Consider the following 14,196-nt stretch of genomic DNA (forward strand, 5'->3'; position numbering starts at 1 on the left):
ACTATGCTTACAACTGAATTGAGCAACTTAACACCTTTAATTATCACAGCTACGGGAGCAGTTATGCTCATGTTACTATTGGTAATTAAACCCGGACATTTGTTTATGACCGGCGGATGCTTATTCGTTTACATGATGGGAATAGGCTCCTTGTTCAACACTCAGCCATATTACCAATCCTTACTATTTACTTTTGATGGCTTTGGCAAACTGTTTATGGGCTTGATTTTAACAGCAGGAGGTCTTCTTACAATACTCTCTTACCCCTATTTTAAAATTCGAGAAGTAAATCCCGGAACATATTATGTTTTATTATTGCTTAGTACACTCGGAGCTCAGGTACTTTGTGTAAGCACTCATTTTATAAGTTTATTTTTAGGTTTGGAAATTTTAAGCGTCGGACTTTACACGCTAATTGCTTACCAAAGAGAGCGTAAAACAGCTATTGAAGCAGGAATGAAATATTTGATCATGGCAGCTTTTTCCTCTTCTTTCTTATTGTTTGGAATGGCGCTCATTTATTCTGAAACCGGAACAATGGCTTTTGCGACCATTGCCACAGCAATGAGACAGCAAGCAATTACCTCACCTTTTATTATAATTGCCCTTGCCTTTTTTTTGGTTGGTATTGGCTTTAAACTTTCATTAGTTCCATTTCACCTTTGGGCTGCAGATGTTTATCAAGGAGCGTCAACTCCTATTACTGCTTTTATTGCAACAATTTCCAAAGGCGGCATGTTGATCATCGCTCTTCGTTTTTTTGGTTTATACCGGTTAACTGAGCTGGAAACTGTTTCTATCATTTTATCAGTCATTGCGATAGCATCTGCACTGGTAGGCAATATTCTGGCTCTTAAACAAAATAATGTAAAACGCATATTAGCATACTCTTCTATAGCCAATATGGGTTATCTTATTATGGCACTATTAAGCATGAAGAAACATGGAAACGGTGTTGAAACTGCAACTCTTTATACCTCCATTTATTTTATTGCACTAATTGCATCCTTCGGCGTCATTACCTTGTTAGCTTCTAAAGAAAATGAGGCCGACAAACTTGATGACCTGAAAGGCTTATTTGTAAATCAGCCAGTATTAGCTACCATTATGACCATTTCGATGCTTTCACTAGCTGGCATCCCGCTTACGGCTGGTTTTATCGGCAAATTTTATTTGCTTAAAGCTGGCATAAGCACCCATCAATGGTTGTTAATGTTCACACTTATACTAGCAAGCGCTATTGGATTGTTTTATTATTTAAAGATTATAGTGGCCATGTTTTCCGAGCAATCGGAAGCAATGCCGCAAAAAACATCTTCTCCCATCCTTAATACCTTCGTTTTGTTCTTACTAGCTATAAGTTTGATTTACCTTGGCATTTACCCCACTCAACTGGTCGAATTCATACAGTCTATTTTGCAGTAAATCAAATCTTTTACTGGTTAAAAGAAGGTATTTACCTATCTTAGCACTTCACAAAAACTAACCACCATGAAAAGTATTCTCATTGCGGCATTTATGCTGTTTACCAGTAGTGTGGCATTTGCCCAAAACACTCCTACTCAAACTGTAAAAAAGAAACCAAGCCTTGTTTATATCTGTCCAAGTTGCGGTTATGTTTATAACAAGGCCGGAAAATGTACCGACGGAGCCACACTGGTTCAAGAAGGAATGTATTATTGCAAAATGTGCGACGGCCAGGTTGCTAAGAAACCTGGTAAGTGTTCAAAATGCAACATGGATTTAGTAAAAATGGAAAAGCCGAAAGACAAGGCTAAATCATAAAAATCTGACAGTCCTGAGCGGATGGCCATCCTAAATCATCAGCTCAGGGCTGTTTGCTTTTACCCCCTTTAACATCTAACTAATTAGCTGATATCTAAAAACACACCTGACAACACACCTAAAATGAAAAAACTTCTATTACCACTCTTACTAATGCTTGTACAGTTAACTTATGGGCAGACAAATTATTACACGTTTAACAATGATTCCATAGTTACTGAAAAGAGTGTGCGATCAGGTTTTGAAACAATCGTGAAAAGTTTGCCTTCAGGTTTTACAGTCGTTCCGACAATTTATCACAAAATAATTAAGAAGGACTCAGTTATAAATTATTTAGAGTTTAGGGCTCAAAGAGGTGAAGCCGGAGCTGATATGAATTTTAAATTTTCATTTAAGCAGGATTCGGTATTTCTATTACTTGGGAAAAAGCTGCCTGAATTCAAATTAACAGATCTGCAAGGCAATGAATTTTCTTCTTCTCAACTTATAGGTAAGCCAGCGCTCCTCAATTTTTGGGGAATACTTTGTTCTCCATGTATTGCTGAAATACCGGAATTAAATGGATTAAAAGAGAAATATAGCGATAAAATGTTTTTTTTAGCTCTTACAGAGAAGCCCAACACGGATGAGCAGTTGATTACATTTTTAGAAAAATGTCCCTATAATTATCATATACTAAAACATGCAGATAATTATAGGAAAACTTTAAAGATTCGTTCTATGCCTTATAATATATTTATTGATAAAGATGGGTATATCAGATATATACAAAGAAATTTTCCTTATAAAGCCTATGATCCACAAAATGGCATTAAAAAATATGAGGACAATAATTATTTCGTAAAAATCATTGAAGAATTAACAAAAGAACAGTAGTCAAAATGTGTTAAAAAATTACCTTTCTAGGCTATTTAAAGATCTCCTATCAAGTTCAGAGTACCTTGATAAGGGATTCGATGCATTTATACTCGAGTACGTATGTTTTTAAGACCTATGGTTCAAATTTTCTGCTCACACTTAGCCGATTTTAATGCTTTGTTCACTGACGGATTTATCAATCAACTCAAATTTGATCAGTTAATAGATGACCATCAAGAAATAGAGATAAGAAAACTTTACGACAAAATCGTGTTAAGTAACACCGACAATGACAAAAGAGTAATTGGATCAATGAATGATTACGTATATAACTTAAAATTCATGGTAGCCGATGACGGTGGAATTAAAAACGCAAACCCAAATATGATTGGCAATCTACTTAATTCGACTCCAATGAAAGCAATAAATTATGGCTTTTCGATTGATCGGATGCGAAATGAAATAAAAAACCAAGAATAACATCAAGACGGACTTTGATGCAGGTGTTTTTCATCGTGCCATCTGCAAGCGCCGAAACGCGATACTCGAAATAAGTCTCTCCTTCTCTCTTGGAATCATCTTGACACTTTCCCCATCAAACCAATCCATCTTTGAAAGAATGGGGTATCATTTTCATAGTTTTTTTTATTTATCCGCCTTTTTCATCTTCATTTCATTTTCGTGCCGCAGATTTGAAGAAATAAACAATTAAATAGAATAACCATGAACAAAAACTTAAGAATCTTAACACTACTAGCTGCTGCGGCAATTGGTTTTTCATCTTGTTCAAAAACTGAATCAGCATCTACCCGTCTTCAAGTACGCATGACAGATGCTCCAGGTAATTACGAAGAAATCAACCTAAGTGTCAAAGAAATCGTTGTTAAAGTAAACGATGAAAAAAATGAGCCCTACGTTTTAGAAGCTGATAAACACTTCAACATTTTGGATTTTAAAGCAGGCGCCGCTACTCCGGATATTTTAGTTGCTGAGGAAGAAGTTCCTTCGGGCAAAATCAAAGAGGTGCGTTTGGTTTTAAATGAAACCGGCAACACCATTAAAGTTGATGGTCAGGTTTACGATTTAAAAATCCCTAGTGGTTCCTCATCAGGATGGAAAGTAAAATTAACTGAAGAGCCTTCATTATCTCCTGGTATTGCTTATTCTTTAGTTCTTGACTTTGATGCTTCACAATCAATTGTTAAAACAGGAAATGAAGGATTCATATTAAAACCTGTGGTAAGAGGTATAGCAGTAGCAACTTCAGGTATTTTAACAGGAACTGTTGATCCGGTTGCTGCTCAGTCAAAAGTATATGTAATTAATGCCGCTAATGAAACAGTAGGAACTATTTCTGACGCAACAAATGGATTTTTCTCTATCGGAGGCTTAAAAGCAGGTAGCTACAAAGTAACCCTTGATGTTCAGGATGAAACTTACAGAGATACCACATTAAAAAATAATGTTGTTATTGAAGCAGGAAAAACTACCGCGTTAGGTGCCATTACTGTAAAAAAGAAATAAACTAAAAAACGTGGTCAATAAATTGGTTCTGCCTTTAACCGGGCAGAGCCATTTATGATATATACTTCATTCTAATTCACTTGGTAGTTTAATTTTAAACTTCTTAAGTTTGCGTTAATGTTCAAATTCAATCCATATAGCCAGTTTTTTGTGTTTCTTTTCTTCTTCGTTGCATCAACAAGTTTTGCGGCAACTACTGAAAACAAAGACAAAGGAATAGTTTATGCTAACTGGCCTGTTGTGCACGCTGTTTCTATTGACTCAATAAAAAACGTTGACCGTAAAAAAGGCAATGGAAAAGATGACGAGATAATAGATGAAATAAAAGAAGTTCCTAAATCACGCAGACAAGCAAAACCCATTGCTGTCAACAAACCAATAAAAATAAAACCGATAAAAGTTGTAAAACCTAAACCTATTAAGCTAAATATCCGTATACCGAGATAGTTAGATAAGCGCTATGAATTATTTTTACACGCTTTTACTTTGCCTTTTTACAACTTTACAATGCTTTGCCCAGGCTGACAGCAGTAAAACCACGCTTACCTTGGCTGCAATTTATAATAGCAATGTAAGTTATTATGGCCAAACCACTTCCGAGAAAATGCCAATGGCTCTTACTAATGCTACAGTAAAATTTCCTTTCGGCTTGTATGTATCCTCGAGTGCTTACAACCTGTTTACCACTGGTTCAGGAATGGTTTTCAATGTGGATGTTGGCTATGACTTTAAACTCGCTGAAAAACTTGCTTCAACTATAAGCATTAGCCGGGCTTTTATACCTGAAAATGCACCATTATTACAGGCCTCCAACCCCAATACGGCCAGCGCTGCGTTAACTTATACTCATTGGCTTACAACAGGTTTATCGGTTGACTATGCTTTTGGGCAAGAACAAGACTGGTTTATTACCCTGAATAATTCAAAGCCTATCGAGCTGGGTCATTTAATTGATGAAAGCGATTTCTTAACACTTGAGCCCGCAATTGAATTCATTGGAGGCACCCAACGCTTTACTCAATACTATGCCACTAGAAAAAACCCTCTTAAGGGAAAACCTACGATTCCCGGCAACGGTGGAATTGTAGAAACTTCAGTTATTTCGTCTAAATTTGGTTTGTTAACCACCAATTTTAAACTTCCCCTGGCCTATAGCCGGTCCAGTTATCTGGCCGAAATCGCTTATCAATTCTCCGTTTTGGGCAAAACCACTGAACTTCCGGCGGGCGCAACAAGGTCATTTTTCAACCTAAGCTTTTATTATCAGTTTTAGTTATGAAAATTTTAATTGTTGAAGATGAACGCTCCTTAGCAACTGAAATGGAATCTTTTCTAAAGAAAGCCTTTTTTTTATGTGACTTGGCTGAAAACGGCAAACAGGCGCTTGAAAAAATCGGTGTAAATGAATATGATTTTATTTTGCTTGATTTAGGACTGCCTGATATTGATGGGTTAACCCTATTGCAGGAGGCTAAAAAGTACAATACTGAAGCAGCTTACATCATTTTAACTGCAAGAGGCAATATAGAAGACCGGATTAAAGGGCTTGATCTGGGAGCGGATGATTATTTACCTAAACCTTTTTCGCTGCTCGAACTTCAATCAAGAATACATGCTATATCTCGTCGAAAGTTCGGCGTATCTGATCAGCTGACTCCTTTAGGAGAGTTTAAAATCGATTTGAAAAAAAGATTAGTATTGTTTGGGATTGATGAAATTGAACTTTCCCGTAAGGAATTTGATCTTTTAAGTTATTTATTGCTGCACAAAAATCGTCCGCTTACCCGTATGCAACTAAGTGAGCATATTTGGGGCAATTTTGCCGATGATGATTATGACTCCAATTACATAGATGCGACAATAAAAAACATCCGCAAAAAATTAGGAGCCTTTGCACCTACTGAATGGCTGGAAACCATCAGAGGAGTTGGTTACAAAATCAAATACAAACAGGAATAAACATTGAAACTCTTAACCAAACTTACTCTGTTTATTACACTATCAAAATTGGTCATTGTGGCTCTTTTTGTGGCGCTTTTGCCAACACTGATAGGAAAAATTGCGTTTCAATACACTAACCAATACCTGCGCGAACAACAGAGAAAAGTACTTAAGGTTATTGAGCAAAATGGTATTGATTATTATTTGCAGGGAGATAACAGCTATGGTAGCTACACCATGCTGAAAGAAGAGTATATATCACTGGAACCCATCACCCATTACAAAAAAATTGATACCATTGAAACCTCTGAACGGATAATTGAAAGGGACACCCTTACCTATAGGGTACTTAGCCATACCTTTACCTACAACAAGCATAATTACATTCTTGAGATTGGCAAAACAACGGCCACTATCAATCAGTACAATACCCCATTACAGCGAATTGCTCTATACGTTTTATCAGCATTGGTGATACTTACCCTATTGATCGATTTAATTTTCACCCGCTATTTATTACGTCCCCTAGGGTTAATTATTAAATCCAAATTACTGAATCGAAAATTTCCGTTTAAAGAAGTAATTCCTTCTGTAAGGACTTCAACAACCGATTTTAAACTACTTGATGAATCGTTTATCAGGTTGATGGATCAGATTCATGAAACTTTTGAGAAAGAACGTGAGTTTACGGCCAATGCTTCTCATGAATTGATGACCCCAATTAGTATTCTTCAAACCAAAATTGAAAACCTGATGCTCGACAGTCCGGTGAATGAGCATATGCAATCGAAATTTTCTGAAATGATGAGAACTCTTAATCGTTTAAAGAAAATTGTTCATTCTTTGTTGTTGATTTCTCGTATTGAAAACGAACAATTCGCAAAAGCTGAAACAGCAAGTTCTAATACATTAATTAATGAAGTAACTGAAGATTTAAGTCACCGGATGGAAGAAAAGGGTATCCAGCTTTCTGTTAATCTTTCACAAAACACCACACTAAGAAACATCAATCATACGCTGCTATATCAGCTGTTCTACAACCTGATTAACAATGCAATAAGATATAACAAGCCTAATGGCAGAATTATGATAAATGACGGCTTAGACAATGGCCGGTATTTCATCACTGTAAGCGACACAGGTGTGGGAATTGCCACAGAAGAGCTTGATTCAATTTTCAACCGTTTTAAAAAAGGGAAAAATACCCATAATGAAAGTTATGGTTTGGGCTTGGCAATTGTAAAAAGCATAGTAACCTATCATGATTTGAAACTGACAGTAAACTCAGAAATAAACATCGGCACAACTTTTAAATTAGTATTTCCTCCAGCAATAAGCTAGCATCCTCCAACTGAACTTTACCAAGCTAGTGGCTGCATAAACTACTTAAAGCGAAACGCTCCATTCGCTTTCACAACTGAATTAATAAAATCGAACACTATCATGGTGGACAATGATTTTTCATTGACATAATTACTTTTATTTAAAAATACTATATTAACCATCACTAAAATTAACTTAATTTAAAGTTTATAAAGTATTATTATCTTTTCAGTTAAGTCAAACACCCTATCTCACACTATGAAAATTGTATTTGCTGTTAGTGCCTTTAACGGCCTTAGTCAACGCGCGTATGTAGAACTTACACAAGCAGGACATTTAATTGAGGTGCATCAAATAAACGATGAACAAGTGTTTATTGAGGCTGTAGAAAGCTTTCAACCCGACCTGATTATTGCCCCATTTCTAAAAAAGGCTATCCCTACGGAAGTTTGGAAAAATTATGTCTGCCTGATTGTACATCCGGGCATAAGGGGTGATCGGGGAGCTTATTCACTAGACTGGGCCATTATGAACAATGAAAAGGAATGGGGAGTGACCTTACTTCAAGCAAATGAAACGATGGATGGCGGCGATATCTGGGCCTATAAAACTTTCAAAATGCGAGACCTGGCAACCATTACTAAAGGCAATATCTATCGCCACGAGGTTACTCAAGCTGCAATGGAATGCATTTTAGAGGCGGTAAAGAAATTTGAGTCAACTTATTTTCGGCCTGAACCATTAAACTATCTTAATGCTGAGATAAAGGGAACCCTTCATCCGGTTATCAAACAAAAGAACAGATCCTTTAGCTGGAACGATGCGGCAAATTGTATTGTCCGGAAGATTAAAGCCGCCGACAGTACTCCCGGTGTTTTAGCTACCATAGGGGGCAATGAGTATTATGTATACGGAGCTCACACCGAAGAAATAGTAAAAGGCAATACTCCTGGAGAAATCATAGCTCAGCGTAATGGCGCAATTTGTATTGCTGCAGACAATGGAGCGGTCTGGTTAACTCACCTGAAAATCAAGAATGCCTCCTACAAAGTAAAAGCAACACTAGCTTTAGATCCATCGGTAGTTAAAAAAATTCCTCATTCCGACTTTTCTCCTTTTGATCGTTTAAATGAAGACAAAAAAACCTTCCGCGAAATTTGGTATGAGGAAGAAAATAGAGTGGGTTACCTGCATTTTAATTTCTACAATGGAGCAATGAGCACCGAACAATGCCGACGGCTTACAGAAGTTTACAAAGAAGCTTTAAAAAAAGACATACGTGTTTTGGTGTTGATGGGAGGACAGGATATCTGGTCGAACGGAATTGACTTGAATACGATCGAACATGCGGAGAGCCCTGCAGATGAATCATGGGAAAACATAAATGCTATTAATGATTTTGTAAAAGAAGTAATTAATACGACTTCAAAAATTGTGATTTCAGCTATGCAAGGTAATGCCGGTGCCGGTGGAGTAATAATGGCTCTTGCTGCCGATAAAGTATTTGCTCGCAAAGGAGTGGTGCTTAATCCTCATTATAAAAAAATGGGAGGCTTATACGGTTCAGAATATTGGACTTATTTATTACCCAAACGGGTGGGCATGGCAAAGGCTCATGCTCTTACCGAAAACTGTGAACCTATATCAACTTATGAGGCAAAATCGATTGGACTTATAGATGATTACTGGGGTGATTATACCGGCGATTTCTGTAAAACGGTCAAAGTTGAAGCTGAAAAGATTGCTTTCGGAATAAACTATGTTCAAACGCTCAGAGATAAACAAAGGCAACGGGAAAATGATGAAAATTATAAACCTTTAGCTGCATACAGAAGCGAAGAATTAGAGAAAATGGAGGAGAACTTTTACGGTGAAAACATGGCTTATCATTTTGCCCGCTATCATTTTGTGCATAAAGTTTCGTGTATGGAGCAAATTCCTGAACAGATTTTAAAGAAATATGCATCGCAAAAAGTAGAAGTTTATTAAAGTCTGTGGAAGCAAGGCCTTTAATAAAAAAACAACCTTCTCTTGGCTTTAGAGAAGGTTGTTTAATCTAAAAATTATAATTGAAACACAGTTTACAATTTTGTTTTAACTCAATTCCATCCGCCACCTAAAGCCTGGTAAATATTTACCACTGCATTCATTTGCTTTTTCTTGGTTTCCACCAATTCCAATTTAGCTTCCAGGGCATCACGTTGAGTCGTCAATACTTCCAGATAGTCAGCTCTTGCAGAGCGGAAAAGATCATTAGAAATATCAATTGATTTGGTCAGCTCATCTACCTGCTTTAACCTCAATTCATAACTATTTTGCGAGTTGCTTATATTGGACAATTGATTAGCAACTTCAACATAAGCATTTAAAATTGTGCGCTCATAATTATAAACCGCTTGTATTTGCTTTGCATTTGCAATTGAATATTCAGCTTTTAACCCATTTCTATTGATGAGTGGAGAAACTAACTCTCCAGCCAATGAATAAAGCATCGATTCAGGAAACTTAACCAAATAATGAGGATCGAATGCCTGCATACCCAATGAAGCAGAAATTCCCAGTGATGGATAAAACTCTGCACGGGCTACCTTTACATCCAATTTTGCTGCCGCCAGTGCCAACTCAGCCTGCTTAACATCCGGTCTGTTAGATAATAACTGTGATGGAATGCCTGCATAGACTTTAGCCGGAGTAAGATCAGTAATACTGGTTGAAGCTCTTACAATTGGCTGAGGATATCGGCCTAACAAAAAATTAATTCTATTCTCCGTTTCAGTAATCTTTTGCTGAACCTCAAATTGCAAACTTTGTGTACTTGAAAGTTCGGCAGAAAACTTACGAACAGCCAACTCAGTAACCTTGCTTGCCTCCTTTTGAATCTTAACAATCTCCAAGGCTTTGCTTTGCAAGTCAATGTTTTGTTTAATAATAGCTAATTGGCTATCTAAGGCCAGCAATTCGTAATAGGAATTTGCAATTTCAGCAACCAGGCTGGTCACTACAAAATTTTTACCTTCAACACTTGAAAGGTAACGGCTAACAGCTGCTTTCTTTGCATTGTGCAACTTGTGCCAAATATCAACCTCCCAGTTACCATAAACACCTACTAAGTAATCAGCTAGTGGATCCGGAACTTCTCGTCCCGGTGTAATTTCAGTTGAGGCATCACCTGCCCCCTGACTGGTATATCTTCCTACTTTTTCCAGACCAACACCTGCTCTAACGCCAACTGTAGGCAATATTAGCCCCTGGCGTATTCTGACTTCACTTTTGGCAATTTCCAGTTCTTGCAGCGTGATTTGCAACTCCTGATTACGCTTTAGCGCTGAGTCGATCAAACTATTAAGGTTTTGGTCAGCAAAAAACGCTTTCCATTGAACCTTCCCCGTATTCAGCGTGTCGGTTGAGCTTCCATAACTTGATGGAACTTGTTTATTTTCTACCTTTTGAGTTATTGAGGGCACTTTGCAGCTCGCCAATCCGACGCAAATACCAGCCAACCCCAGCCCCCAATATATTTTTTTCTTAAGCATTACCTTCTGTTTCTTCAGTTTAATACATCTTCAATTTCAGCCATATGACTATCAACTAATTTGTTTTCAAGCTCTTCAGTTAATGGCTGTTCGTCTTCAATTCTGATCAGTTTATGTCTTTCAGCAATCTTACCAAAGATGTAATACAAACCAGGTATCACAACAACCCCGAACACGGTACCGAACAACATACCTCCTGCCGCAGCAGATCCGATGGTACGGTTTCCAATTGCCCCGGGACCGGTGGCCACCACCAATGGAATTAATCCAGCGATAAAAGCAAATGAGGTCATTAAAATCGGACGGAACCTAACCTTAGCCCCTTCCATTGCAGCTCGAAATACCGAAACTCCTTCACTGTGCTTCTGTACTGCAAATTCAACAATCAACACAGCGTTCTTGCCTAACAAACCAATTAGCATAACCATTGCTACCTGAGCGTAAATATTATTCTCCAGCCCAAATAATTTCAGGAATAAGAAGGCTCCAAAAATCCCTGCAGGTAAGGAAAGAATAACCGACAATGGTAAGATGAAACTTTCGTACTGCGCCGCCAAAATGAGGTAAACAAAGCCCAAACAAATAAGGAATATATAGATGGCCTCGTTTCCTCTTGATACTTCATCTTTAGAAATACCTGCCCAGTCAATACCGAAACCTCTTGGCAATGTTTTAGCAGCAACTTCATTTACAGCTTTAATAGCCTCACCACTACTATACCCTGGCGCAGCCGATCCACTGATTTCAGAAGCATTATACATGTTATGACGTGTAATTTCAGATAAGCCATAAACTTTCTCCATCTTCATAAATGCTGAAAACGGAACCATTTCACCTTTATCATTTTTCACATAAAGCTTTAATACATCTTCAGGCAAAGCACGATATTGAGGCAGGGCCTGCACCATCACCTTATACTGACGTCCGAATTTGATAAAACTGGTTTCGTAGTTACTACCAATGAGCGTCGAAAGGGTGTTCATGGCATTTTCAATAGTTATTCCTTTCTGCTGAGCAATATCATTGTCAATGCGTAGCATGTACTGAGGGAAACTTGCGCTATAGAACGTAAATACAGATGACAATTCAGGACGTTTACTTAGCTCATTGACAAAATCCCTACTTACGGTTTCCATTTTTTTGTAGTCGCCACTTCCGGCTTTATCCAATAAGCGCAACTCAAAACCACCTGCTGCTCCATAGCCGGGTACTGCCGGCGGTTGGAAAAACTCAATACTGGCACCGGCAATATCTTTTGATTTTTCCTCAAGTTCTTCAATGATCTCCTGCGAAGATTCTTTGCGTTCACTCCAATCCTTTAAATTGATCAAACACGTACCCGAGTTGGCACCGGTACCTTCTGTCAAAATCTCATAACCGGCCAGTGAAGAAACCGATTGTACACCATCAATGCCTTCAGCAAGTTTCTGCAGCTTTTCCGAGATTTGATTTGTTCTTTCCAAAGAGGACCCCGGAGGCGTTTGAATAATGGCATAAACCATTCCCTGATCTTCGTTAGGAATAAAGCCTGAAGGCACATTGTCATTTAAGATGACGATACCAACACAAAACGCCACTAAAACTCCAAAAGTTACAATGCGTCTGCTTACAACCTTATTTAATACGATCTCATAATTAATGGATAACTTCTCAAACAAACGATTAAAGCCATCTAAAAATCTATCTACAAGTGTTTTCTTTTTAGGTTTTCCATGGTTATTCTTTAACATTATCGCACAAAGTGCAGGAGTTAAAGTAAGCGCTACTAATCCTGAAAGGATAATCGATGTAGCCATAGTGATGGAAAACTGGCGATAGAAAATACCTACAGGACCTGACATGAAAGCCACAGGAATAAATACAGCCGCCATTAAGAAGGTAATAGCTATAATTGCTCCGCTGATTTCACGCATAGCCCGTTGGGTGGCCTTCAATACGGAGAGGTGATATTTTTCCATATTGGCGTGCACGGCTTCAATCACCACAATGGCATCATCCACCACGACCCCAATGGCCAAAACCAATGCAAACAGTGTTATTAAGTTAAGCGTGATGCCAAAGAATTGCATGAAAGCAAATGTTCCTACAAGAGAAACCGGAACGGCAATGGCCGGAATAATGGTAGATCGCCAGTCGCCCAGGAAAATGAAGACCACAATACCTACCAGGATAAAGGCCTCAACCAAGGTATGCACTACTTTTTCGATAGAAGCATCCAGGAACTTTGAAACGTCGTAACTGATCTCATAATCCAAACCTTTAGGAAAATCTTTCGATTTGAGTTCCTTCATTTTCTCTTTGACGTCCTCAATAACCTGAGTTGCATTACTTCCATAAGCCTGTTTTAAAACGATAGCTGCAGAACCTTTTCCATTAAGCGTTGAGTACAGGTCATACATTGAGCTGCCAAATTCTATCTCGGCAACATCCTTTAACCTTAGTATTTCGCCATTAGAACTTGAGCGCAATACTATATTTCCATACCCTTCTTTAGAGGTATATCTACCCGGATATTTTAATACATATTCAAAGGCTTGAGAACGCTTACCCGAACTCTCTCCGGTTTTGCCCGGCGAGGCTTCAATACTCTGTTCGTTCAAAGCATTCATCACCTCTTCAGCAGAGATTTTATAAGCCAGCATGCGATCAGGTTTTAGCCAAATTCGCATAGCGTATTCCCTGTTACCCAAAATATCAGCAAAGCCAACTCCGTTTACCCTTTTCAACTCCGACAGGACATTAATGTCCGCAAAGTTGTAAAGGAAGTTTTCATTCATTTTAGGGTCTTTGCTGTAAAGGTTGATGTACATCAACATATTGGATTCTTCGCGACTAATCTTGATACCTTCACGAATTACCAACGGCGGAAGCTTATTGGTTACGGCTGCTACACGATTTTGCACGTTTAGCGAGGCCTGATTAGGATCAGTACCAAGATTGAAGATCACCTGAATGGTGGCTTCCCCGTCGTTTCCTGCATCCGAAGCAATATACTTCATGCCAGGCACACCATTCAAGGCTCTTTCTAAAGGTATTACTACTGATTTAATTAAGAGCTCATTGTTAGCACCCGGGTACTCTGCAGTGATATTTACCTTAGGCGGAGAAATGGACGGAAACTGAGTTACCGGCAAATGAGTAATTGCCAGTACGCCCAAAAACACTATGATGAGTGATATTACTATAGAAAGGACGGGCCTTTGTATAAATTTATTAAACATAAAATTAAGTT

12 protein-coding genes are annotated in these 14,196 nt (G+C 38.2%); 10 read left to right on the forward strand and 2 right to left on the reverse strand.

Annotated elements, in window-relative coordinates:
• The first annotated feature begins 3 nt into the window (after positions 1–3).
• From L2B55_RS16795 to L2B55_RS16840, 10 genes are all read left to right on the forward strand, one after another.
• Positions 4–1,425 (forward strand): NADH-quinone oxidoreductase subunit N, encoded by a 1,422-nt coding sequence (locus tag L2B55_RS16795; protein WP_237847344.1) that lies wholly within the window; start codon positions 4–6, stop codon positions 1,423–1,425.
• Between the two features lie 66 nt (positions 1,426–1,491).
• The gene (locus tag L2B55_RS16800) at positions 1,492–1,785 is read left to right on the forward strand and encodes a heavy metal-binding domain-containing protein (protein ID WP_237847345.1); all 294 of its coding nucleotides are present in this window, start codon (positions 1,492–1,494) and stop codon (positions 1,783–1,785) included.
• Positions 1,786–1,908: 123 nt separating this feature from the next.
• The gene (locus L2B55_RS16805; protein WP_237847346.1) at positions 1,909–2,661 is read left to right on the forward strand and encodes a TlpA family protein disulfide reductase; all 753 of its coding nucleotides are present in this window, start codon (positions 1,909–1,911) and stop codon (positions 2,659–2,661) included.
• Positions 2,662–2,763: 102 nt separating this feature from the next.
• On the forward strand, positions 2,764–3,123 hold the full coding sequence (locus L2B55_RS16810; protein ID WP_237847347.1) for a DUF6933 domain-containing protein: 360 nt from the start codon (positions 2,764–2,766) through the stop codon (positions 3,121–3,123).
• Between the two features lie 243 nt (positions 3,124–3,366).
• On the forward strand, positions 3,367–4,167 hold the full coding sequence (locus L2B55_RS16815; protein ID WP_237847349.1) for a DUF4382 domain-containing protein: 801 nt from the start codon (positions 3,367–3,369) through the stop codon (positions 4,165–4,167).
• A gap of 117 nt (positions 4,168–4,284) precedes the next feature.
• Positions 4,285–4,614: a hypothetical protein gene (locus L2B55_RS16820; protein WP_237847350.1), complete on the forward strand. Its 330-nt coding sequence runs from the start codon at positions 4,285–4,287 to the stop codon at positions 4,612–4,614.
• A gap of 13 nt (positions 4,615–4,627) precedes the next feature.
• A complete protein-coding gene (locus L2B55_RS16825; RefSeq protein ID WP_237847351.1) occupies positions 4,628–5,440 on the forward strand; it encodes a hypothetical protein in 813 nt (270 codons plus the stop codon).
• Positions 5,441–5,442: 2 nt separating this feature from the next.
• Positions 5,443–6,126, forward strand: a complete 684-nt coding sequence (locus tag L2B55_RS16830) for a response regulator transcription factor (protein WP_237847352.1) — start codon at positions 5,443–5,445, stop codon at positions 6,124–6,126.
• A 3-nt stretch (positions 6,127–6,129) separates the two neighbouring features.
• Entirely contained in the window at positions 6,130–7,449 is a 1,320-nt protein-coding gene (locus L2B55_RS16835; RefSeq protein WP_237847353.1) for a sensor histidine kinase, read from the forward strand.
• Positions 7,450–7,689: 240 nt separating this feature from the next.
• Positions 7,690–9,420, forward strand: coding sequence for an enoyl-CoA hydratase-related protein (locus L2B55_RS16840; protein ID WP_237847354.1), 1,731 nt, complete (start codon positions 7,690–7,692; stop codon positions 9,418–9,420).
• A 110-nt stretch (positions 9,421–9,530) separates the two neighbouring features.
• On the opposite strand, the gene L2B55_RS16845 is transcribed toward L2B55_RS16840, so the two are convergent.
• Positions 9,531–10,964: a TolC family protein gene (locus L2B55_RS16845; protein WP_237847355.1), complete on the reverse strand. Its 1,434-nt coding sequence runs from the start codon at positions 10,962–10,964 to the stop codon at positions 9,531–9,533.
• 14 nt (positions 10,965–10,978) lie between these two features.
• A complete protein-coding gene (locus L2B55_RS16850) occupies positions 10,979–14,185 on the reverse strand; it encodes an efflux RND transporter permease subunit (RefSeq protein ID WP_237847357.1) in 3,207 nt (1,068 codons plus the stop codon).
• Between the last annotated feature and the right edge of the window lie 11 nt (positions 14,186–14,196).

Source organism: Solitalea lacus (assembly GCF_022014595.1).
Lineage (GTDB): Bacteria > Bacteroidota > Bacteroidia > Sphingobacteriales > Sphingobacteriaceae > Solitalea > Solitalea lacus.

What these genes read in the sequence shown, in the direction of transcription:
- L2B55_RS16820 (WP_237847350.1), top strand. Translation starts at nt 4,285, where the DNA reads ATGTTCAAATTCAATCCATATAGCCAGTTTTTTGTGTTTCTTTTCTTC.
- L2B55_RS16830 (WP_237847352.1), top strand. Translation starts at nt 5,443, where the DNA reads ATGAAAATTTTAATTGTTGAAGATGAACGCTCCTTAGCAACTGAAATG.
- L2B55_RS16800 (WP_237847345.1), top strand. Translation starts at nt 1,492, where the DNA reads ATGAAAAGTATTCTCATTGCGGCATTTATGCTGTTTACCAGTAGTGTG.
- L2B55_RS16825 (WP_237847351.1), top strand. Translation starts at nt 4,628, where the DNA reads ATGAATTATTTTTACACGCTTTTACTTTGCCTTTTTACAACTTTACAA.
- L2B55_RS16815 (WP_237847349.1), top strand. Translation starts at nt 3,367, where the DNA reads ATGAACAAAAACTTAAGAATCTTAACACTACTAGCTGCTGCGGCAATT.
- L2B55_RS16840 (WP_237847354.1), top strand. Translation starts at nt 7,690, where the DNA reads ATGAAAATTGTATTTGCTGTTAGTGCCTTTAACGGCCTTAGTCAACGC.
- L2B55_RS16810 (WP_237847347.1), top strand. Translation starts at nt 2,764, where the DNA reads ATGTTTTTAAGACCTATGGTTCAAATTTTCTGCTCACACTTAGCCGAT.
- L2B55_RS16795 (WP_237847344.1), top strand. Translation starts at nt 4, where the DNA reads ATGCTTACAACTGAATTGAGCAACTTAACACCTTTAATTATCACAGCT.
- L2B55_RS16845 (WP_237847355.1), bottom strand. Translation starts at nt 10,964, where the DNA reads ATGCTTAAGAAAAAAATATATTGGGGGCTGGGGTTGGCTGGTATTTGC.
- L2B55_RS16805 (WP_237847346.1), top strand. Translation starts at nt 1,909, where the DNA reads ATGAAAAAACTTCTATTACCACTCTTACTAATGCTTGTACAGTTAACT.
- L2B55_RS16850 (WP_237847357.1), bottom strand. Translation starts at nt 14,185, where the DNA reads ATGTTTAATAAATTTATACAAAGGCCCGTCCTTTCTATAGTAATATCA.